At 63.0% G+C, this 20,716-nt stretch carries 16 protein-coding genes; 10 read left to right on the forward strand and 6 right to left on the reverse strand.

Translation table 11 applies throughout. The features are described 5' to 3' along the window. The first annotated feature begins 54 nt into the window (after positions 1–54). The gene (locus KBB96_RS17520; protein ID WP_211630785.1) at positions 55–1,707 is read left to right on the forward strand and encodes a sulfatase family protein; all 1,653 of its coding nucleotides are present in this window, start codon (positions 55–57) and stop codon (positions 1,705–1,707) included. A gap of 3 nt (positions 1,708–1,710) precedes the next feature. Here KBB96_RS17520 and KBB96_RS17525 read toward each other — a convergent pair whose 3' ends face one another. Then, positions 1,711–2,529, reverse strand: coding sequence for an LOG family protein (locus tag KBB96_RS17525; protein ID WP_211630786.1), 819 nt, complete (start codon positions 2,527–2,529; stop codon positions 1,711–1,713). Between the two features lie 104 nt (positions 2,530–2,633). Here KBB96_RS17525 and KBB96_RS17530 point away from each other — a divergent pair, with 104 nt between their 5' ends. The 7 genes from KBB96_RS17530 (at position 2,634) to KBB96_RS17560 (ending at position 7,976) form a co-directional block, all read left to right on the forward strand. After that, positions 2,634–3,059, forward strand: coding sequence for a DUF2721 domain-containing protein (locus KBB96_RS17530; protein WP_211630787.1), 426 nt, complete (start codon positions 2,634–2,636; stop codon positions 3,057–3,059). 30 nt (positions 3,060–3,089) lie between these two features. Then, positions 3,090–3,725 carry a hypothetical protein gene (locus KBB96_RS17535; protein WP_211630788.1) on the forward strand — a complete coding sequence of 212 codons (636 nt, stop codon included), beginning with the start codon at positions 3,090–3,092 and terminating at the stop codon, positions 3,723–3,725. Next, positions 3,722–4,021: a transcriptional regulator gene (locus KBB96_RS17540; protein WP_211630789.1), complete on the forward strand. Its 300-nt coding sequence runs from the start codon at positions 3,722–3,724 to the stop codon at positions 4,019–4,021. Before KBB96_RS17535 ends, KBB96_RS17540 begins: the two co-directional genes overlap by 4 nt. After that, positions 4,018–4,968, forward strand: coding sequence for an endonuclease/exonuclease/phosphatase family protein (locus KBB96_RS17545; protein ID WP_211630790.1), 951 nt, complete (start codon positions 4,018–4,020; stop codon positions 4,966–4,968). Before KBB96_RS17540 ends, KBB96_RS17545 begins: the two co-directional genes overlap by 4 nt. A 123-nt stretch (positions 4,969–5,091) precedes the next feature. Beyond that, positions 5,092–5,940, forward strand: coding sequence for a hypothetical protein (locus KBB96_RS17550; RefSeq protein WP_211630791.1), 849 nt, complete (start codon positions 5,092–5,094; stop codon positions 5,938–5,940). Between the two features lie 76 nt (positions 5,941–6,016). After that, on the forward strand, positions 6,017–6,952 hold the full coding sequence (locus tag KBB96_RS17555) for a hypothetical protein (protein ID WP_211630792.1): 936 nt from the start codon (positions 6,017–6,019) through the stop codon (positions 6,950–6,952). A gap of 148 nt (positions 6,953–7,100) precedes the next feature. After that, positions 7,101–7,976, forward strand: coding sequence for a LysR family transcriptional regulator (locus KBB96_RS17560; RefSeq protein ID WP_211630793.1), 876 nt, complete (start codon positions 7,101–7,103; stop codon positions 7,974–7,976). Here the strand turns inward: KBB96_RS17560 and KBB96_RS17565 are convergent. From KBB96_RS17565 to KBB96_RS17575, 3 genes are all read right to left on the reverse strand, one after another. Next, on the reverse strand, positions 7,945–8,904 hold the full coding sequence (locus KBB96_RS17565; RefSeq protein WP_211630794.1) for an FAD:protein FMN transferase: 960 nt from the start codon (positions 8,902–8,904) through the stop codon (positions 7,945–7,947). The genes KBB96_RS17560 and KBB96_RS17565 overlap by 32 nt on opposite strands. Before the next feature lie 115 nt (positions 8,905–9,019). After that, positions 9,020–10,129: a formylglycine-generating enzyme family protein gene (locus KBB96_RS17570; protein WP_211630795.1), complete on the reverse strand. Its 1,110-nt coding sequence runs from the start codon at positions 10,127–10,129 to the stop codon at positions 9,020–9,022. A 70-nt stretch (positions 10,130–10,199) separates the two neighbouring features. Beyond that, positions 10,200–11,498, reverse strand: a complete 1,299-nt coding sequence (locus tag KBB96_RS17575) for a Gfo/Idh/MocA family protein (protein WP_211630796.1) — start codon at positions 11,496–11,498, stop codon at positions 10,200–10,202. A 240-nt stretch (positions 11,499–11,738) separates the two neighbouring features. Between KBB96_RS17575 and KBB96_RS17580 the strand changes: the two genes are divergently transcribed. Together KBB96_RS17580 and KBB96_RS17585 are read left to right on the forward strand one after the other, a co-directional pair. Next, a complete protein-coding gene (locus KBB96_RS17580; protein ID WP_211630797.1) occupies positions 11,739–13,034 on the forward strand; it encodes an MFS transporter in 1,296 nt (431 codons plus the stop codon). Between the two features lie 145 nt (positions 13,035–13,179). Further along, positions 13,180–14,442 carry a Gfo/Idh/MocA family oxidoreductase gene (locus KBB96_RS17585; RefSeq protein ID WP_211630798.1) on the forward strand — a complete coding sequence of 421 codons (1,263 nt, stop codon included), beginning with the start codon at positions 13,180–13,182 and terminating at the stop codon, positions 14,440–14,442. 30 nt (positions 14,443–14,472) lie between these two features. Here the strand turns inward: KBB96_RS17585 and KBB96_RS17590 are convergent, their stop codons facing one another. After that, a complete protein-coding gene (locus KBB96_RS17590) occupies positions 14,473–15,306 on the reverse strand; it encodes a tetratricopeptide repeat protein (RefSeq protein WP_211630799.1) in 834 nt (277 codons plus the stop codon). A 5-nt stretch (positions 15,307–15,311) separates the two neighbouring features. After that, the gene (locus tag KBB96_RS17595) at positions 15,312–20,669 is read right to left on the reverse strand and encodes an Ig-like domain-containing protein (RefSeq protein WP_211630800.1); all 5,358 of its coding nucleotides are present in this window, start codon (positions 20,667–20,669) and stop codon (positions 15,312–15,314) included. Positions 20,670–20,716: the final 47 nt, after the last annotated feature.

A 20,716-nucleotide genomic window follows, 5' to 3' on the forward strand; every position in this document is an offset into this window, starting at 1 on the left:
CCGGCCCCGGCCGGTGTTTTGTTGCAACAGCGCGTTCTTGCGCGCGTTTTTCCCATGATGCGAACCTCGTTCCGGACCCTTTTGGCCACCTGTGTCGGATGGAGTCTTCTCCTTGCCGGAGCCCTTGCTGCGGACACTCCGCCCGAGCGGCCTAACATCCTGTTTCTCTTCAGCGATGATCACGCGCTGTCCACCATCAGCGCCTATGGGCGCACGCTCTACGGTGGCCGGGTGTTGAACGAAACGCCGAACATTGACCGCATCGCGAAGGAGGGAGCGATTTTCACGCGCAGCTTTTGCACGAACTCGATCTGCGTGCCGAGCCGTGCCACCGTGTTGACCGGGAAGTTCTCGCACAAGAACGGCGTCTATGGCCTGGCCTCGTTGTGGAAGCCGCAGCAGACCTTTCCGAAGCTGCTTTCCGCCGCCGGTTATCAAACCGCATTGATCGGGAAATGGCATCTCGTGCCTCAACCCACCGATGAGTTCGACTACTGGAAGGTGCTGTCCGGAAATGGCGGCCAGGGCGATTACTACAACCCTGCCTTCGCCGAAAAAGGGAAGCCCGGCGAACGCCAGGAAACCGGCACTTCATCCGACATCATCGCGGCCGATTCGATCCGCTGGCTGGAGCAGCGGGACAAATCGCGCCCGTTCCTGATGATGACGCAGTTCAAGGCTCCGCATGTTCATCGCATGCCCGCGCCGCGTTTCCTGAGCGCGTATTCGGATGTGAAGTTCCCGCAGCCGCCGACCTTCCATGACGATTATGCGGGACGCTCCGCCTATCTCTCGAAGTCGTTCATGAAATTCTCCGGCATGGATGAGGCCGCGCTGAACATCTTCCCGCCGGACAAGCCGCTCGATCCTGCCAGCAAGACCGGCAAGGCGCTCGCCCGCCTCACCCCGGAGCAACGTGAATCCTTCATCAACAGCTACCGCGCGGCCAACGAGGAATACTATCGTCTCAAGGCGGAGGGGAAGCTCACCGGCGAGGCGCTGCTCGACTACAAGTACCAGCGTTACATGCGCGACTACGCCCGCTGCGTGGCGGAGGTGGATGACAATGTCGGCAAGCTGTTGCAGTGGCTGGACACGGCCGGTCTTGCGGCGAACACCATCGTCATCTATTGCTCCGACCAAGGGTTCTTCAATGGCGAGCACGGCTGGACCGACAAGCGCATGATGAATGAGGAATCCTTCATGATGCCGTTCCTCATCCGCTGGCCCGGTGTGGTGAAGCCGGGTCGGAAAGTGGAGTCGATGATCCAGAACATCGACTACGCGCCCACCTTCCTCGATGTCGCCGGAGCATCCATTCCCATGGATATGCAGGGGCGTTCGCTGGTTCCCATTCTCCGCAATGAGAAGGCTCCGGACGATTGGCGGAAAAGCCTCTACTATCACTACTACGATGACGGCTCCTACAACCTGCCGCGCATCGAGGGCGTACGCACCAGCCGCTACAAGCTGATCCGCTATTACATCCCCGGCCAGCGCGAGGACTGGGATCTCATGGACCTGGAGAAAGACCCGCTGGAGACCAAGTCCTTCCGCGGACAAGAGGGTTACGACACCGTGGAGCAGGAGTTGCGGGTCGAGCTCGCCCGCTTGCGCAAAACCTATGACGTGCCGGACCGCGAGCCCACGCGCGCGGAGGTGAACTCCGTGCGCCAGTCCAAAGGGGAGCCGGCCAAGGGCGATTGAGGACTACTTCGCCAGCGCCTGTTCGTCCAATAGAGGGCTGGGTTTCGGCAGGCGCCGGCGTCGCAGGCCGAACTGCCGCACGGCGTGGCGCTGGAGTTCCGCCACCGCTTCATCGACATCATCGGTGAAGAACACGATGTCCGGGTCCTCCGGGCTGATGGTTCCTTCCTCCGCCATCTTGTAGAGGAAGTCCACCAGCGGCTGCCAGTAGTCCTTGCCCATCAGGATGACGGGGAAGTTCCGCAGCTTGCCGGTTTGGATCAGAGTCATGGTCTCGAACATTTCATCGAGCGTGCCCGCGCCGCCGGGCAGCACGATGAAGGCGTAGGAGTATTTGATGAGCACCGTTTTGCGCGTGAAGAAATAGCGCATGGTGAAGGATTTGTGGACGTAGGGATTGAGGTGCTGTTCGAAGGGCAGCTCGATGTTCACGCCGATCGAGCGTCCGCCCGCTTCGAAGGCACCGCGGTTCCCCGCCTCCATGATCCCGGGTCCGCCCCCGGTCATGACGGTGAAGCCCAGCCGCGCGCATTCCTCGCCCATGCGCCGCGCCAGCTCGTAGTAGGTCGTGCCCGGCTTCGTGCGCGCGGAGCCGAAGATGGTCACGCACGGCCCCACGAAGTGCAGGATGCGGAAGGCGCGCAGGAAATCCAGGCTCACCCGGAACAGCGTGCCGAAGTCATGCAGCCGCGAGCGCGGACCGGACAGGAACGAGTGATCGGGCGAAACCAGCTCGAACAACTCCTGTTCGATGATGTCTTTCTCACTGATGCCATGGCCGTCGGTGGGCTGGGGAGAGTCGGGACAATTCGGGGCAGTCACTTCCCTTCACTAACACATTTCCCGGTTGGATTCCAGAAGATGACGTTTGAACACGGCAGGGGATTTTTGCGGCGGACCGCAGCCCCGGCCGGTAGGCTGCCGCCATGGAACTGACGCTCGCCACGCCCACGCTGCTGTTTCCCGCCAGTTCCCTGCTGTTCCTGGCCTATACCAACCGCTTCCTCCACCTCTCCGCCCTCATCCGGAAGCTGCATGTCGATTTCCTGGAAGGTCACCATCCAGCGGTCCAGGCGCAGATCCGGAATTTGAAAACGCGCCTGTGGCTGATCCGCTGGATGCAGGCCTTCGGTGTGGTGAGCCTGCTGTTCTGCTTGGCCTCGATGGGCGCTTTCTTTTACGAGGGCGTGGCCCAGGCGAAGATGCTGTTCGGCATCGCGTTGGGGCTGATGGGCGTGTCACTGGTCATGTCCCTCGCGGAAGTGCTCCTTTCCGGCGGGGCACTGGCGATCTTCCTGCGGGACATGGGGGAGGAGGCGTTGCACCCCCGGGGCAAGGACGATGAGACTTGAATGCTTCGGCTTTGTCTGGCAAAGCGGGGCATGACGACACGCGAGGAGGCGGCCGAACAACTGCGGGTGATCCGCTCGATGATGGAACGGGCCACGGTGTTCCGGGCCCTCTCCGGGGAAACCGCTCTGGTCGGTGGCGCGGCGGCACTTGGAGCCGCGTGGGTGTCGGAAAACAAAACCGGCTGGGTGTGGGCGGGCGTTTGGCTGGCAGGGTTGGCTGCGGTGCTGCTTTTCAACGTTTGGCAGATCTTCCGCGTGGCGGCGGCGAAGAACGGCCGGATGTGGACCTCCGGCCTGAAGCTGGCGATCCGCGGCGCGCTGCCCTCGATCATGGCAGGCGGCTTCCTCGGTCTGCTGTCGGTGCGGGGAGGCTTTCCTGCCGCCACTTCCCAGGCCGCGTGTTTCTGGATCCTCCACTACGGCATCGCCCTGCTGGCGATCCGTGAGTTCGCGCCGAAGTCGATGGTTTGGCTCGGCTGGGCCTTTGTCATCTTCGGGGTTTTCGCACTGGCGGCGATGACCGGCCTGCTTGGCACCCAGGTCGCGCCGGTGATGGCCTACCTGAAAAACGGCTCCCGGCTGATGGCGATTGCCTTCGGGGGCTTCCATCTGGTTTATGGCGCGGCCATCGTGACCACCGGTCGCCGCGAGGAAGCCGCCGCATGATCGACTTTTCCCAGATCGACAAAACCATCCATGAGAAGGGGCGGCTCTCCATCATGACGCTGCTCGCTTCCCGTGTGGAGCCGTGGCCGTTCCAAGATCTCAAGGCGGAGCTGGACATGAGCGACGGCAATCTCATCACCCACCTCCGCACCTTGGAAAAGGCCGGCTTCATCGCCGGAGAAAAGTTCACCGGTGACGGTCGGCCGCAGACGCTCTATACGCTGAACAAGGAGGGGAGGAAGGCTTTCGAGCAGTACCTTTCCATCCTCGCCCAGATCCTCGACCTCGGGAAATGAAGCGGACGCGGAAGGCCAGGGAGAAGTCCGGACCTCCGGTGGCCGGGTGGCGCCGGATCACCGGGATCGCGGCTCTCGTGCTCGCAGTCGTGTCCGTGCTGGTTTCATCCACGGTCCGGGACCAGTGGGTGCCCACGGCGCTGGTCATGTTTGCCACGCCGTGGCTGGTGCGGCTCGGATTGGTCGCCTTCGTGCTTTCCACCCGTCCCGGCAAGGTGATGGTGTGGATCGCCATGGCGGTCGCCCTTTTGTCGGGCTTGGAAGGTTGGCGCTCCTTCCGCTGGCGGGATGAAAAATCCGTTGCCACCAAGGACGGCTTCGATGTCACCTTGTGGAACTGTGGGCACCGCCTGTCCCGGATGCCGGAGCAATGGAGCGAGTTGGCTGGACCAGACACCCGCGTGGTGGTCTTGATCGAGGCGGGGGTGTTTTCCGCGGAGGAGTGGGCGGCTTTCACCACGGCTGCTCCGGAGCTCGATTGGCACCAGCTTGAGGGCGGCATTGTCGTGGGGGTGCGCGGGCGCTTCATCGGCAGCGAGTTGTTCGAGGGGCTTCCCAAGCTGCGCTGCCATCGCATCCAAGTGTCCATCAGCGGGGTGATCCATACCGTGCTGGCCTGCGATGTGCCCTCGCAGCCATGGCTGCTCCGCGAGCCCTATCTCGATCGCATCCGCACGGTGGCGAAGGAGCGCCGTTGCCTCATCGCAGGGGATTTCAACACGCCGCCCGCAGCGGTGGGCTATGACGATTGGCGGAGGGACTTCACCTTTGCGAATGCGGCCCAGACAAGGGGCTTCGTCGAGACCTGGCCCTTCGGCGTACCCCTGCTTCAACTCGATCAGCTCTGGCTCAGCCATGACCTGAAATGCACCTCGGTCATCCGCCAACCGAGCCTTCACTCCGATCACGCGCGGATGACGTTTCACGTCGCTCCGGCCATTCGATGACCATGGCGTCCGCGTTTTTGCTTGTCCGGATCTAACTTTGCGATACAAAGCAAATGATCCTCCGGCCTGCCGCCGGATTTTTTGGCGGAAACAACTTTGCAATACAAAGCTATGAATGCGGTCATGTCGAAGCAAAACACGGGCACCCGGGCTGGCGTGGAGATCCGGATGGCGGCGGTACTGGGGATGGATACGGAAACACGGATAGCGCTCGAAAGTCTGGAGCGCCTCGCCGCCCAGGGAGCGGTGGCCATCCCGGGGATCTTCATGCCGGACGCGGGCGTGGCGGCGAAGCTGCGCCAATGGGGCGTGATCGAGGATGCCACCGAGCAGGATTTCCGGCGGGTGAAAACCGTGGCGCTGCCCTACGGGGGGGTGAGCGGCCGGGACAGGCGCCGCTGGAAGGAGGAAGGCTGGCGGATCGTGGACACCCGCTCGACCCACGTCCGCCGCGCGCAGGTGACCCTCGGCCTGCTGAAGCTGGAGGGTGCGCAAACTCTGGTGATCGGCCGTCACGATGACCCGGAGACCATGGCTCTGGCCGCAGACTATCCCGGCACGATCATTCTGGAGGACACCACCGACATCGCCCGCCTGCACTACGCTCCGGCCTTTGGCGCGGTGTGCCAGACCACTCTCTCGCCCCGGCGGGTGGCGTGGCTGTCCCAGCAGCTCCGGATGCGGTACCGTGACGCCAGGCTTTCTTTTTTGGATACCCTATCCCCCGGCATGGCCACGCGGGAGCGGTCGCTGGAGTCGCTTTGCGATTGGTGCGATGGCGTGTTGGTGGCCGGTGATCCCGGGGAGTCCTCGGTGGAGGCCCTCTTGGAAACCGTGCGGCGTTGTGGAAAAACCGCGGCGGACGAGGGTGATATGCATGCCCTCCACGGCTGTCGCAGGATCGCCGTGGCGGCGGGAGCCTTCGTCCTGCCGGAGCGGGTGGCGGAGTTGGCCGGCAAGTTGACCCGTTGACCGTGAACGAGTGCTTGGCGGCGCGCGGCGGGTATGCAAGAAGACCTCCATGCGTGGATTCCCTGTTGTTGCCGTGATGCTTGCCATCGCCCCGTTCGCCCATGCCGATTCTCTCAGCCAGGCGGATCGGGACATGCTTCTGGAAAAGCTGGAGAAGATCCAGGAAGCGGCGGACGCCAAGACGGATGCGCGATTTGGAGTGGCCATCGCGGCTTTCCGGAATGCTCTCACCAGCGATCAGGCCGCCTTGGAGCTTTACCTGAAATGCGTGGAGAAGCAGCAGGTGGAGGAGCAGCACAAGAAGCCGCAGGAATTCCGGGAATGGAAGCGCCGCCAGGAAGCCCAGCTCGGAGACGTGGGGTTCCACCACGCGCTGCGGTTCCAGTTGCGCTGGCTGCTGCTCACGATGCAGGTCGCTTCGTCCAAAAAGGACGTGAGCACCTTCGGTCCGGAGGCCGGCAAAATTCTCGATGAGATTTTCCTGGATGCGGACAAGCTCGCGGATCAACGCGGATACCTGCGCCAGTCCGCCGTCGGCTCCGTCTTCGGCCAGACCTACGGCCTTGACGGGCTCAATATGAAGGAATGGCCGAATTCCCCGCTCGATACGAATAATATCTACGAGCGCCTCATCCTGCCTTCGTTGCGCAATCCGGAGAAGACCGATGCACTGCGCGCCACCTGGATGAGACGCATCCAGCAGGAAGGGATCGCCGCCACCACGTGGTCGAAGGACGCGGGGGGCCAGGAACGATTCCAGCAGGATACCTATCCGGAACTCATGTGGCAGATGGAGACGGATGTCTTCCACGCCGGCGACCAGAAGGGCGCGGCCTTGCACATGTTCCAGCATCTGGAGAAATACGCCTCGCATCCGAAGGCGTCGGATTGGGCGAAGCAGTTCAAGGAGCTGCTGAGTCCGCGCGCCGCCACTGCCAAGGTGAAGGAGCCCGCCACCCCGTTTGGCACGACCGCTCCCACCCCTCCGCCGGTTCCGACCCCGGGCCAATGACCGCCCTCCGCCGCCGGTGCGCCGCACGTCATGAGCGCGGACCGCACCGGACGGGGAGTTTGCGAGACGCCTGAAGATGCACCGCAATCAGGCGATTCCGTGAGTCGAATGTTTTTGTCAAAACATCGATTCCGGTGATGATGGCCTTATGCCTGAAACGCTGCCGAACCTTCACCATCTGGAGCTGTTCTATCACGTCGCCAGCAGCGGCGGGATCACCGCCGCCACGCGCGCGATGCCCTATGGCATCCAGCAGCCCGCGGTGAGTGGCCAGGTGGCGCAGTTGGAGAAGGATCTCGGCGTTCGGTTGTTCCAACGCCGTCCCTTCAAGCTCACTCCGGCAGGAAAGGAGCTCCACGACTACCTCGCGCCGTTCTTTTCGGCGCTGCCGGAAGTGTGCTCCCGGATCTCCGGCAAGGCTTCGCGGCGGCTGCGGCTGGCCGCACCGGTCACGCTGATCCGCGATCACCTGCCCGCCGTGCTTTCTTCCGTCCGCAAGGTGCAGCCGGATCTGGAACTCTTCCTCACCGATGCCGACCAAGGCAGCGCCTTCGAGATGCTGGAGCGCGAGGAAGTGGACCTCGCCGTGACCGAACTGGTGGAGCGTCCTCCCTCCGGCGTGCGTCATGAAACCCTGATCTCGATGCCGCTGGTATTGCTGTTGCCGCCCGGCTTCACCTCACCGAAATCCGGTGTCTCCGGCATCGCCGCCGCCCTGCCGCTCGTGCGACCGCCCGATTTCGCGGCGGTTTCTCGCTTGTTCTCCAAGGGGCTCGACAAGGCCGGCATCCGTTGGCCTGCCAGCATCGAGGTGAACTCGTTGGAACTGGTACACACATACGTTGCGAAGGGCTTTGGCGCGGGCCTCAGCATCGCTGCTCCCGGCATCCGCATCGCCCGTGGCGTGACCAGTCTGGAACTCGGAAACTTTCCGAAGCTCGCCATCGCCGCCCTCTGGCGCGGCAAGCTCAACCCGCTGGCGGAACTTGTCCTCAGCGGTCTGCGGGAGCGGGCGAAGGGCTGAGCGGTGGCACGGTGACAATCACCCGTGCCGCTCCCCACGATTTCGCCAGGGCTTCCGCCCGATCCGGTCCGGCGAGGCACGCCGCATTGTCGAAGGAGTCGCTGATGGTGGTATCCCATGCCACGATGGTCACCGCCAGATGACGCGTCATGCCGAGGCCGGTGGAGGGATCGATGATGTGCGAGTAGCGCACGCCGCCGATCTCCACGAACTGCTGCAAGTCCCCGGAGGTGGAGACGCCGCAATTCGAAAGCGGGATTTCATCGGACAGCTTGCCCTTCTCCAGCGAGCGGATGCCCACCTTCCAGCCTTTTTGTCCCGGTGGCGGATCACCCAGCCGCAGATCCCCGCCCGCAGCCACGCAGGTGCGGGGGAAGCCACGGTCGTGCAGGATCGCGAACATCGCATCCGCGGCATAGCCCTTCGCGATGCCGCCGAGATCGATGCGCATGCCGGGCTTCTCCAAGATCACACCGCGTGTTTCGGGATCGAGTTTCAAGGCCTGCCAATCGCAGGCGGCGCGGGCTTTTGACAGCGTGTCGGCATCGGGGAGTTGGCTGCGACGGCGGGTTTCACGCCATAGCTTCGTCAAGGGACCGATGGTGGGATCAAAGCGGCCTTCGGTGATCTCCGCTGCCCTGCGGGCCTTGGTGAGAATATCGAAGAGCAGGGAAGAAACGACCGTCGCTTTTCCCGCCGGCGCTTTCGACAACGAGAGCACCTCGCTGTCCGCGATATAGTCGGATGCCACCGCATTGATCTCCTCCGCTTTCGCGAAGGCGGCTTCGGCGGCTTTCTTCGCCGTTGCTTCATCCGTGCCATGCGTGGTGATGGCGAAGCGCGTGCCCATCAGGCCACGCTCGAAGGTGAAACGCTGCTCTTCCGCCCGTGCGACCGATAGTGCCCCGAAGACCACAATCGAAACCAATCTTTGGAGAGAACCACGAAAAGCACGAAAGCTCACGAAACAAGAGTCGGCGCAACCGGTGGCCATTTTCATTTCGTGTGATTTCGTGACCTTCGTGGTTCGAGAAGAACGAGTCTCACTCGCTGTCGCCATCCATGTTCCAGTAACGGTGCATCTCCTCCACGCTCGGTGTCTTGAGCGGGCGGATGACGCGGAAGCCCAGCCACGAAGCATTGGTGAAATACCAGACCGACTTCGGAACCTGCGGGTCGATCATCTTCAGCGCCGGTTCCGTTTTGCCGCGTGCCGCGGAGCGCAGCTTGTCCGGATCATCGTTCCAACTGCCGCCGCGATACACGGTGGGGTAACGCTTCGTCACCGGCACCCATGGATTGGTCGCGCCGTCCGCCGCCTTCGTATAGGCGTCCGGCAGATATTGGTCGAGACACAGCTCGGCGACGTTGCCGTGCATGTCGTAAAGTCCCCATGCATTCGGCTTCTTGGCGCCGACTTTCTGGTACTGGTACTCGGAGTTGGCGACGGACCAGCCGAAGTCATCGAGCTTCGCCGGATCATCGCCGAAGTTGTAGGCGGTGGTGGTGCCCGCGCGGCAGGCGTATTCCCATTCCGCCTCGGTGGGCAGGCGGTAGAAGTGGCCGGTCTGCGCGCTGAGCCACTCGCAGAACTTGCTCGCGGCGTGCGCCGTCACGCCCACCGCCGGATACTGTTTCGAATACCCCTCGCCCATCCCGAAGTGCATCGGCAAGTGCGGTGGTGTCGGCTGCGTGACCACATCCACCAGCGATTCGCCGTCCTTTTGCTCGGGCGGTTCGGAAGTGGTGAGGTTGTTGTCGCGGTTGAGCGTGCCGTCCTTGTTGCGCGCCTTCTGGTTGTCCATGAAGGGCTGGTAGAGGTCCCAGGTCACCTCCAGCTTGCCCATCCAGAAGGGCTCGATCTTGAGCTTCTTCTGCGGCCCCTCGTCCTCGCCGCGCTTCGCTTCGCCCGCCGGAGATCCGATGGTGAACTCACCGCCGGGAACCGCGACAAGATCGAAGGTCGCGTCCGCAGCCTTCGGCACTTTCTCGCTGAACGGCTTCATCGCGTCCGCGGCGGGAGCGGTTTCCTTCGCCACCAGCTCATGGATTTTCCTAGTGGTCGGCAGGAGTTCGGGATGCGGCAGTTTGGCATCATCGGCGCGTGCGGCGGCGATCAGGAGCGGCAGGACGGAGAGCAATCGTGAGTGCATGGTGGCGGCAAAAGGAAGCCTCCGGACATCGGATGGCCGGAGGCTTTGAATGGGATCAGAACGCGTGGATTCAGGCGAGCTTGTACTTGCCCGGCACCGGCACCGGCGCGATCGGGAAGGTGTCCTTGAATTGAAGGCCGTCCGGAGCGAGGTCCTGATCCGCCTTCCACAGGTCCTCCCAGGTCACGCGCAGGCCGGTGTGTGCGGCCTCGCGGCCGAGGATGGCGAGCATGGTGCTGTTCGCCATGTACTCGCCCTTGTTGATGATCTCGCCCTTGCGCAGCGAGGCGAAGAACTCGTTGTGGCAGACCTGGTACATGTTTTGTTCCGCTCCGGGCTGCGGGCGGTACATCCACTGGCGCTTCTTGCCATCCGGGCCGAGCACCATCGGATTGTCCGGGCAGATCACCGTACCCTTCTCGCAATACACGCGGTCCACGACTTCCGCATAGAGGCCGGGGAACTGGCGCTCGCCCATGTGACAGATGACGCCGCCGGGATATTCGAAGGCGATGTTGTAGTGGTCGTAAACGTTACCGTCATCGGTGCGCATGGCACGGCCGCCGTTGGCGATGGCGGCGATGGGTGCCACGTCGTTCATCGCCCATGCGATCTTGTCCACGGTGTGGATCGCCTGCTCGAGCAGCGGGCCGCCGCTGAGCCATTCGAAGTTGTTCCACCATGCGATCTGCCATTCGACTTCGCCCATCTTGTCGGGCCTTTTCATTCCAGGCTGGAGCGGTTTTGGCGGCGTACCGAAGTAGGTGCCGTAGAGGGAACAGACGCGGCCGAGCTCGCCCGAGGTGATCTTGCCGTAGGCCTCGCGCACGCCCGGGGCGAAGCGCCAGCAGAAGCCGTGCTGGATGGAAATGTTCTTCTGCTTCGCCAGCTTGGCGGACTCGAGCACCGACTTCACGCCGGCCACGTCCACGGCCATCGGCTTCTCGGCGAAGACGTGCTTGCCCGCTTCGATCGCGGCACGCAGGTGCTGCGGGCGGAATCCCGGAGGCGAGGCGAGCAGCACCACATCCACACCGCTTTCGATGACCTTTTGAAAAGCATCGAGGCCCGCGAAACGGCGTTCCTCCGGAACCTCAACCTTCGCGCTGAAATTCTTCAGGTTGTTCAGGCTGTTCGTGATCGCGGGTGCGAAGGCATCGCCCATCGCCCATAACTTCACGTTCGGATCGGCGGACAGCGCCTGGCTGGCGGCGCCGGTTCCGCGGCCCCCGCAGCCGATGAGGCCGATTTTCAATTGTTTCGATGCGGCGGCTTCCTCACCCTTCAGGATGGAGGGAAATCCTGCGGCGGCGACCGTGGCTCCGGTGACTCCCAGAAACGTGCGGCGATCGAGTGCGGATGGTTTCATGATGATGCGGTGGGCAAAGGTTGACGCGACCCGTTACGGTAGGAGCGGAGCCGCATATTTCAAGGAATCGTCCCATGTCGGCGGCCGCGCGGCGTGGTTCGGATTCGCGCATCATCCCAATTCCACCGCTTTCCGGAAGCTGACCAAAATTCCGTGAAAACGTCTTCAACATCGACAGGAGAGCCTTCTCCTTCGCAGTCTGCGAAATATTACGCAACTCCCGTCGTATCGACCCCGACCATGAGCCAGACCCCGTCTTCCTCCGGCACCACGTTCAAATTGTCCGTGATGATGTTCCTGCAATTTTTCATCTGGGGCAGCTTTTTCGTGCCGCTCGGCGGATACCTCGGGAAGATTTTCGCGGGGCAGAACGTGGTGGGTTACATCTACTCCACGAACAACTGGGCGGCCCTGATCGCGCCGTTGTTCGTGGGTTTGGTCGCCGACCGTTTCTTCAATGCGGAGCGGGTGAACGGCGTGCTGCATCTGGCGGGGGCCGCGCTGCTGTGGAAATGCGCCTCGGTCACCAGTTCGCCGGACGCGCTCTTCGTGTGGCTGCTCGCCTATTTCCTCTGCTACATGCCGACGCTGGCGCTGGTGAACACCATCGCCTTCCACAATATCGCGGATGCCGACGAGGAATTCCCGAAGATCCGCCTATGGGGCACCATCGGCTGGATCGTGGCCGGCCTGGTGGTGGCTCAGTCGGTGTTCGGTCTGGTGAAGCTGCCGGTCCTGCCGGGCATCGCCGATGCGGGATCGACTTCCTTTCCGATGAAGCTCGGCGCGGCCGTCAGCCTCATCTACGGTATTTATAGTTTCTTTCTGCCCGCCACGCCGCCGAGCGGCAGGGGCACGCCGGTCAGCGTGGTGAAGATGCTGGGCCTCGATTCCTTCCGCCTGTTCAAGGATCCGGCCTTCGCGGTTTTCGCGCTGTGCTCGTTCCTGATCTGCATCCCGCTGGCGTTCTACTATGCATCCACCTATGACTTCGTGGCGAAGGCCTCGTTCGGCGCGAGTTCCGCCGGGGTGATGGCGCTGGGCCAGGTCAGCGAGATCGTGTTCATGGCGCTGGTGCCGTTCTTCTTCCGCAAGCTGGGGGTGAAGTGGATGCTGCTCACCGGCATGCTCGCGTGGACGCTGCGCTACGCCGTCTTCGGCCTCACGCCATCGGTGCCCGCCATGCTTGTGCTCGGTATCGCCCTTCATGGCATCTGCTACGATTTCTTCTTCGTCACCGGCCAGCTCTACACCGACCGCAAGGCGCCGAAGGACATCCGCGCGAGCGCGCAAGGCCTCATCGGCCTGCTCACCTACGGCGCGGGCATGCTGGTGGGCAACAAGGTGCTCGACTGGTGGAGCACCCACACCCAGCTCGATGGCACCACCAAGGAAGGCTGGCTCGCAGGTGCGAAGGCCTTCTGGCTCATGCCCGCGGGCGTGGCGTTCGGCGTGGCCGTTCTCTTCGCTCTCACGTTCTGGGATCGCACCGCTCCGGGCAAGCCGCCGGTGAAGGTGCCGTCCGAGCTGCCTTGAGTTCCAAGCGGCGGGCCGGACTTGCGAAAACATCGGCCGAGTGTGTCCGGAATCTCCCGGATTTGGAATAGGAACAAGGGTGGGCCTCTTCGTGTGAAACACGGCCCTCCCGTCCTTCGTAGCAAACCGGTTCCCTGATTTTGTCATGCAAACCCGCCGCCATACCCTCAAGACGCTCGCCGCTCTTGCGACCATCCAGATCGTGCCGAGCCGCGTGCTCGGACTCTCCGGCCAGACCCCACCCTCGCAGGAACTGACCCGCGCCATCATCGGCTGCGGCGGCATCAGCGCCTCGCACCTCGGCATGCCGGGCAAACTGCTCGCTCTCTGCGATGTGGACCAGCGCCACCTCGACCAGCGCATGCAGCAGGCCGGAGGCGAGGCGAAGGGCATCAAGGGTTACCACGATTTCCGCGAGGTGCTTGCCCGCAAGGACATCGACATCATCCACATCGCCACGCCGCCTCATTGGCACGCGCTGATGGCGATCGAGGCTGCGAAGGCGGGCAAGGACATCTGGTGCGAGAAGCCGATGAGCCGCACCATCGGCGAAGGCATCGCGATGGTGAAAGCCGTGCAGAAGCACGAGCGCATTTTCCGCCTCAACACCTGGTTCCGCTTCAAGGACAACTTCTATGGCATGGGCGTGCCGGTGAAGCAGATCAAGAAGGCCGTCATGCACGGATTGCTCGGATGGCCGCTCAAGGTCACCGTCTCCGGCGTGACCGGTTTCGACTGGAAGTTCATCTGGTCCGGGAAGAAGGACCTGCCCGTGCAACCGGTGCCGCCGGAGTTCGACTACAATTTCTGGCTCGGGCCCGCGCCGCTCAAGCCCTACAACGCCCACCGCACCCACGGCACTTTCCGCGGCTACTGGGATTACGATGGTGGCGGTCTCGGTGATATGGGCCAGCACTACCTTGATCCGGTGCAGTACATTCTCGGCAAGGATGACACGTCCCCGATCTCCGTCGAGATCGATGCCGATCCGCAGGATGCCGATGCCATCGGATCATGGAGGCGCATCGAGTTTACCTACGCCGATGGCTGCAAGATCATCCTCGATGGTCAGAACAAGGACAAGGATGCCGCCTACATCGAGGGCCCGAAGGGCAAAATCTTCAAGGATTTCAAATCCGACATCCCGGATCTGGAGAAAAAGCTCGCCGAGCTGCCCGATCCCGAGCCGCAGCTCACCGACTTCCACGAAGCCGTGCGCACCCGGAAAAAATTCGCCCTCAATGAAATGAACGGCTTCCGCTCCTGCACGATGGTGAACATGGGCGTCACCGCCCACCGCCTGAACAAGAGCCTAAAGTTTGATCCGAAGACCTTGCGGTTCGACGATCCCGCGGCGAACGCGTTGATCAATCAACCGATGCGCGCGCCGTGGAAGATCGAGGTGTGAAGTAGCACAAACGCAAACAGGAATGTTCCGCTAATTCTTCAGAGCCTCCTCGCGCTGGGCTACCAGGACCGTCCGGAATCTCACCACCTCCGGTCCTGCACGCCGGTCCGCCGGAAGCGCGTCGAGCATGGCAACGGCGGCATCGTACGCCGCCGCCGCTTCCTTCGGTCGCTTCGCTTGCAACAGAATCTCCGCACGCGCCACCGCCCACTCCGGACGCGGCCGGAAGCGTGCGGCCAGCACGTCGTAGTGGGACAGCGCCGCGTTGTAGCGTCCCAGAGACGTTTCCAGATTCGCGGCCATGATGTGCAGTCCGGTCATGCAGCCGAGTTTCGCGATGCCTTCATCCAACATCCGCACCGCTTCCTCCTTGTCGCCGGGCTTGCCCCGTGACTCGAGCAGGCTTGCGCAACCGGTGAAATCATCCGCGTGAAAGCGCTCCGCAAACGCGAGGTGCTTGCGGAGCGAATCGATCGCGCCATCCCGTTCGCCCGCCTTCTGTTGAAGTGACGCGAGGAATTCCCAGCCGTTTGGAAAACGCGGATGCGCCTTCACGATGGCATCCGCCATCATCCGGGCCCCGCGTTCATTGCCGGTTGCCAGCAGGAGCTGGGCACGGCCCAACGCCACCCCGGGGGACGTCGGGTCGAGCTTTTCCGCCACATCCAGCACCCGCGATGCTTCATTGAACTCCTCGATGCCGCGCAGTACGGCTGCCTTCGCGACGTGCAACGAAGCATCGAGCGGATTCTCCACAAGCTGCTTGTCCAGCTCCTGGATGTTCTCGCTCGCGTCCGGATGGGCCTGGAGGCGTGCTCCGGAAAGCATCAGCATGGCGAGGATGGAAACGGCGCGGGCCTTCATGGCGATCAGTGGACGGAGAGGCGGACGAAGATGCGCTCCGGCTGGCCGCCTGCGGTGGCGGTGACGGTGGCCTCGATCAACTGCGGGTCCGCGCTCTCGGACGAGATCACGCTCTCGGTGATGGAGAGCGTGTGCGCGCCATCGTTGTCGCCGCTGCCGTGCCAGTGGATCATGTCACTGGACCACTCCAGCGCACCGGTCACGTCGGCGAGATCCTTGCCGCGGTTGTAGCGGATCTTGAAGACCCCTTCTTCCGCAGGAGGCATCATCTGGAAGACGCCGCTGCTCGCGCCATTGCCCGGCTGGCTCTTCATGAAGTACTCCACCAGGTTCGCGCGGCCGTCGGCGTCCGCATCCTCGGTCGGACCGGAAAGCGGCGAGCCGGAGAGCTGGGCGTAGGCCCATTCCTGCGAAGGCTTGTCGGCGATGATGCCGGTGGCCACCGCCGGAGTGCCGGTGTAATAGACCTCGTTGTCCTCAATGGAAACCATCACGGTTTCATTGCTTTCGTTCGCTTCATCGGCCAGCACCGTGAACTTCAGGGTCGTGCTGCTCTGTCCTGTCGGAATCATGATGTAGCCGCCGAGTCCGGGTGTCTGCGTGGCGGCGGAACCGATCGAGTAGTCGGTTCCCGGAATGGCGGAACCACCGAGCGAGAACACCACAGGCTGATCCTGATCCACATCGCCCGTGCGGGTGAAGGTGAACTCCAGTGTCTTGTCCGTGCCGAACTCACCGGCGCTGGCATCCGTGGCGGCGACGGTCACCACCGGCTTCGGATCGACCACGGTCATGGCGACCGGTGGGGAGGTGGTGGTGAGACCGGCATTGTCCGTCGCCTTGGCGAAGATCGTATAGCTGCCGGGCAGGACGTTTTGCCAGTTGAATGAATACGGAGGAGTGGCCGCTTCACCGAGCAGCGTGGTGCCGTTGTAGAAGCCGACCTTCGCCACCGTGCCATCCGCGTCCGCGGCATCGGCGGTGAGCGTCACGTTTGTCGGAATCGTGAAGCTCGCGCCATTGGCCGGGGAGGTGATGGAAACGGTGGGCGGCTGCGGCGCGGTCGCGGTGGTGAACCCTCGCACCGGACCCACGATGGTCGTCGTACCATCGGAAACGGTGGAGTACCATTCGTAGCGGTTGCCTGCCTGGAGGTTGGTGTAGGGAACCGAAACCGTCGTGCCCGGAGCGGCATTCGAAATCGTGGCGACCTCTGTGAAACCTTCCAGAGACGATTGCAGATCCACGCTCAGGTCGAACTCGCTGTCCGCATCGGTTTCGAACTGGTTGAGCGTGGGCGAATAGGTGCGGGTGTGGATGCGGTTGTTCGCCGGGGAGAATTCGAGGATGCGCAGCCAGCCGTCGCCACCGCGGGTGCGGCCCTGGTAGTCCGCGAGCACGGAGTGGACCGTGCGACCCTGATAGGTGTCCGTGCGGCGTCCTTCACCGTGAATGTGGCCGCCATACATCAGCATCAGGTTCGGGTTGCCCTTGAGCGCGTTATAGATGGCCTGGCCCATCGCGCTGAATGGAGCGGGATTGCCCACGTCCACCATGTAGTGGGTGATGATGATCGCGCGGCGGTTCGGATACTGCTTCAGCAGCGCATCCGCCCAGGCCATGTCCTCGGCATCCGGAGAGGTATCGTACTCCAGGCTGATCAGGATGAAGTCGAGGCCGCCCGCGCTGAACAGCGAATAGTTGTTGTCCGCGTTGTTCGTGAACTGGGCGCCACCGTAGTAGGGCTTGCCGTTGAAGTGGTTGATGCCGGTGGTGGGATGGACGCCGAAGAAGGTGTTGAAGTAGGTCGTCGAGCCATCCGCATTGCCGTTCGGCGACTGGTCGTGGTTGCCGACGGCCACCGAGTAAGGCATGCCGTGGGTCAGCAGCGTGGTGTCCGGATTTTCCAGGCGGTACATCGCGTTGGTGGCATTGTTCCACTGGCTGAGGATCGCGCCGTTGTCCACGATGTCACCGAGGTGCATCACGAACTTGATGTTCCGCGTGTCCATCTCCCCGACGATCCAGTCGGTCTGCGCCGAGTAGATCGCCGCCGTGCCGCCGTTCGCTTCCGCCGAGTAGTACTGCGTGTCCGGCAGGGCGATGATGGTGAAGTCCTCACCCGTGCTGTTGGTGCCCACGCGGCGTGCGAAGGTTTTCACCGAGAGGTGCTGCGAATCCACGTCGTTCACCAGCGTCTGGAGATTCACGCTCGATCCCTCGCCGGTTTCGTTGTGGGCCGGCGAAACCGGAGTGAGCGAAGGTGGGACATCGCCATTGAGCGGAGCGCCCAGCGTGCGGAAGCCGCCGTTGGTCAGCGTGCCATCAATGGTGGTGCCGGCGCTGCTGTGGATGATCGCGCCGGACGGCTCGTTCATTGCGTAGCGGGCGACGAGGCCGGAGGCGGAAACCACCTCGCTGTTCATCGTCGAGCGGATCTCATCGACCGTGCGGGCCTTGTTCCAGATGCGTGTCTCATCGAGCACGCCTTGGAAAGCGCCTTCCGGCACGCCGGTGGAATTCAGCGCCGCGGCGAGGGCGGCGTGCTGGATGCTGTTCCAGGCAGGCGGCTGGCCGACGGCGAGTTCGCCATCGAGATTGCCGTTCAAGTAGAGGCGCCAGGTCGTGCCATCGTAGGTCACGGCCGCGTGCTGCCACACGCCCATCTGCACCGGTGTTTGTCCGGTCACCGGATGATTCAGGCCAGGGCTGGTGCCATCCGGTCCTTCTTCGAAGTCGGCGCAGAGCACGCCATCACTGGCGCGGATACCGAAGAGGTAGTCGCAGTTCAACGTGTTGTCGTCGTTCTCGCCGCGGCCCTTCGCGATCAGCGGAACGGCGGAAACCCCACCGGAGCCACTGCCCGCGGGTGTGCCCGCTCCTTCACGCTTGAACCACGTTTCCAAGGTGAACGTCCGCAGACCAAGCGCGGCGTTCGTGCCGAAGGTGGCGTAGTCGTTCACGCCATCGAAATACACCGCATCCGTTCCGGCCGGAGGCTGCATGAGAATGGCAGAAACGGAAGAAGCCCCGATGCCACCGAGATTGTCGGTCGCACGGACGGAGAGGTTGTGATTGCCGAGCGTCGGATTCGTCCACACGAACGAGAACGGCGCGCTGGTCGACTCGCCGAGCTTGGTGCCGCCGTCATAGAACTCCACCTTCACGATGGTGCCATCGGTGTCGCTGGCGCTCGCCGTGAGCGTGAGCGGCTGGCCTGCGGTGGCGGTGCCGCCGTTCACCGGACTGTCGAGCGTGACGGTCGGGAAATTATTGGTCGGTCCGGTGAAGCCGGTGTAGCCCTGCGTCCAAAGCGGACCGTTCACCAGCGTGCCATCCACGGAACCACCCGCCGAGTTCAGCAGCGTCGTGCCGCTGCTTTGGGCGAAGCTGTAGCGGGCCACCAGTCCACCTGCGGCGGAGATTTCCGTGTTCATCGAAGACTGGATGTCGCTGCTACTGCGCGCATAGTTCCAGATGCGGGCCTCGTCCATGAAACCGAGGAAGCGGCCTTCCTGCACGCCGGTGGAATTCATCGCCGTGCCCAGCGACGCATGCTGGATGCTGTCGTAGCGGGGGATTTGTCCGCTGGTGGACGAGGTCGTTTCGAGATTCCCGTCGAGGTAGAGTTTCCATTGCGTGCCATCGAACGTCACAGCGGCGTGGTGCCAGACACCGGAAGTCACGGGGGTAAGGCCGATCACCGGATGATTGAGGCCGGTGGCGTAGTCCTCGAAGTCCGCACACAGCACGTTGTCCGTGCCGCGGATGCCGAGGAAGTAGTTGCAGTCCACGGTCGAGCCATCGCTTTCACCGCGTCCCTTCGCGATCAGCGGAACACCGGAAACACCACCGGAGCCGGTGCTCGCGACGATTCCCGCGCCCTCGCGCTTGAACCAGCACTCGAGCGTGAAATTCTGGAGCTTCAGCGCCGGATTGTCCCCGAAAGCGACATGGTCGTCCGCGCCATCGAAGAACAATCCACCGGAGCCTGCGGGCGGGGTCACATTGACGGTGACCGGCGTGGAAGTGCGGACCGAGCCGAGGTTGTCGATGGCCTTGGCGGTATAGGTGTGCAGTCCGTAGGCGGGCGCGGCGATCTGATAGGTCCAGGGAGAGCCGGTTAGTTCACCGATCTTGGTCGGCCCTTCGAAGATCTCGATCTTGGTGATGCTGCCATCGCCATCGGCGGTCTGGATGTCGATGTTGAGCGGAGCGGTGTTCGGCACGGTCGCGCCATCGACGGGACCGCTGATCTCCACTTCCGGAGGCAGGTTGCCCGCGGGCGTGGTGGAGAAGAACGCGAAGCTGAACGCATCCTCACCGGACGATGCCATGTTCTGCAGGCCGGGCAGCGTCACATCGTCCGTGAGGTCGCGGCTCTGGATCACGAAGCGGGAATTCGTGGCATCCCACTGGTAGCTGACGATATTGTCCTGGTTGTTCGTGTCCGCGCCTTCCGGACTGATGACCAGCACGCCGTTCGAAGGGGTGTAGCCCGGGATGGTCAGATACCACTCGCCGGTGTTGGCGGCCTTGGAGACGGTGAAATTGCCCCCGGCGACATCGGTCGAACCGTTGCCATTCACGCGGCCCGCGGCGATCAGGCTGCCGGTGCCGACCTTGTCGATCGGAATGAAGGCGAAGGCGACCGGATCCTGCTCGTAGGTGGAGGTGTTGGTGCCGTTGTCCTTGCAGATGATGGTGAAGGTGCCGTCATTGTTGGCGCGGGACAGCGCGAAGTTGTCCTCGTTTTTCGCGTGGTTCACCAGCAGGATGCCGGTGGTGGTGTCATGACCCAGCGCGCGTAGATCCAGTTTCGAGAGGCCGCCGCCCTGATCCACGAACTCGGTGCCGAGGTGGAGCGAGGCATGTCCGGTGAAGGTGTTGTTCGCACCACCGTTGGTCGCGGCGGAGTTGCGCGCGAGACCGGCATACCAGTCGGAGTAGGGAAAGTAGGCGAAGGAGGTGTTGATGTTGATCTCATCGCCCTGGGCCGCGCGGAACAGGGCCAGGGTGTATTTGTTCGTGGTGGTGTTCCGGTCCGCGCTGCTGGTGGCGTAGAACTGGCCGAAGGTGTCGCCCTGTGCGGAGTTGTCGCGGCCGTTTTGTGCAATCGCGGAAATGACCACGCCGCTCAGCGCGTCGTTCGTCTGGTTGAAGGAGAGGTCGTAGTCCCCGCGGTTGCCGCCGGTGATCGTGAATCCGGAGGAACTTCCGGCTCCTTTGGTCAGGTTTACCGCGGCGGCGGTATTGGCATTGCTATTCTGAACCACCACCACGTGACCGAATTCGGTGGTGGCTCCGTTCAAGGCCAGCGTTCCCAGGAAAAAGCCCGCTGATAAACAGTAACGATGATGCATGAGGATTTTTGTTGGCTCCAAATCCGATTGGTGCCCCTTTTCGCTCC

Origin of the sequence: Luteolibacter ambystomatis (assembly GCF_018137965.1) — a bacterium.
Taxonomy (GTDB): Bacteria; Verrucomicrobiota; Verrucomicrobiia; order Verrucomicrobiales; family Akkermansiaceae; genus Luteolibacter; species Luteolibacter ambystomatis.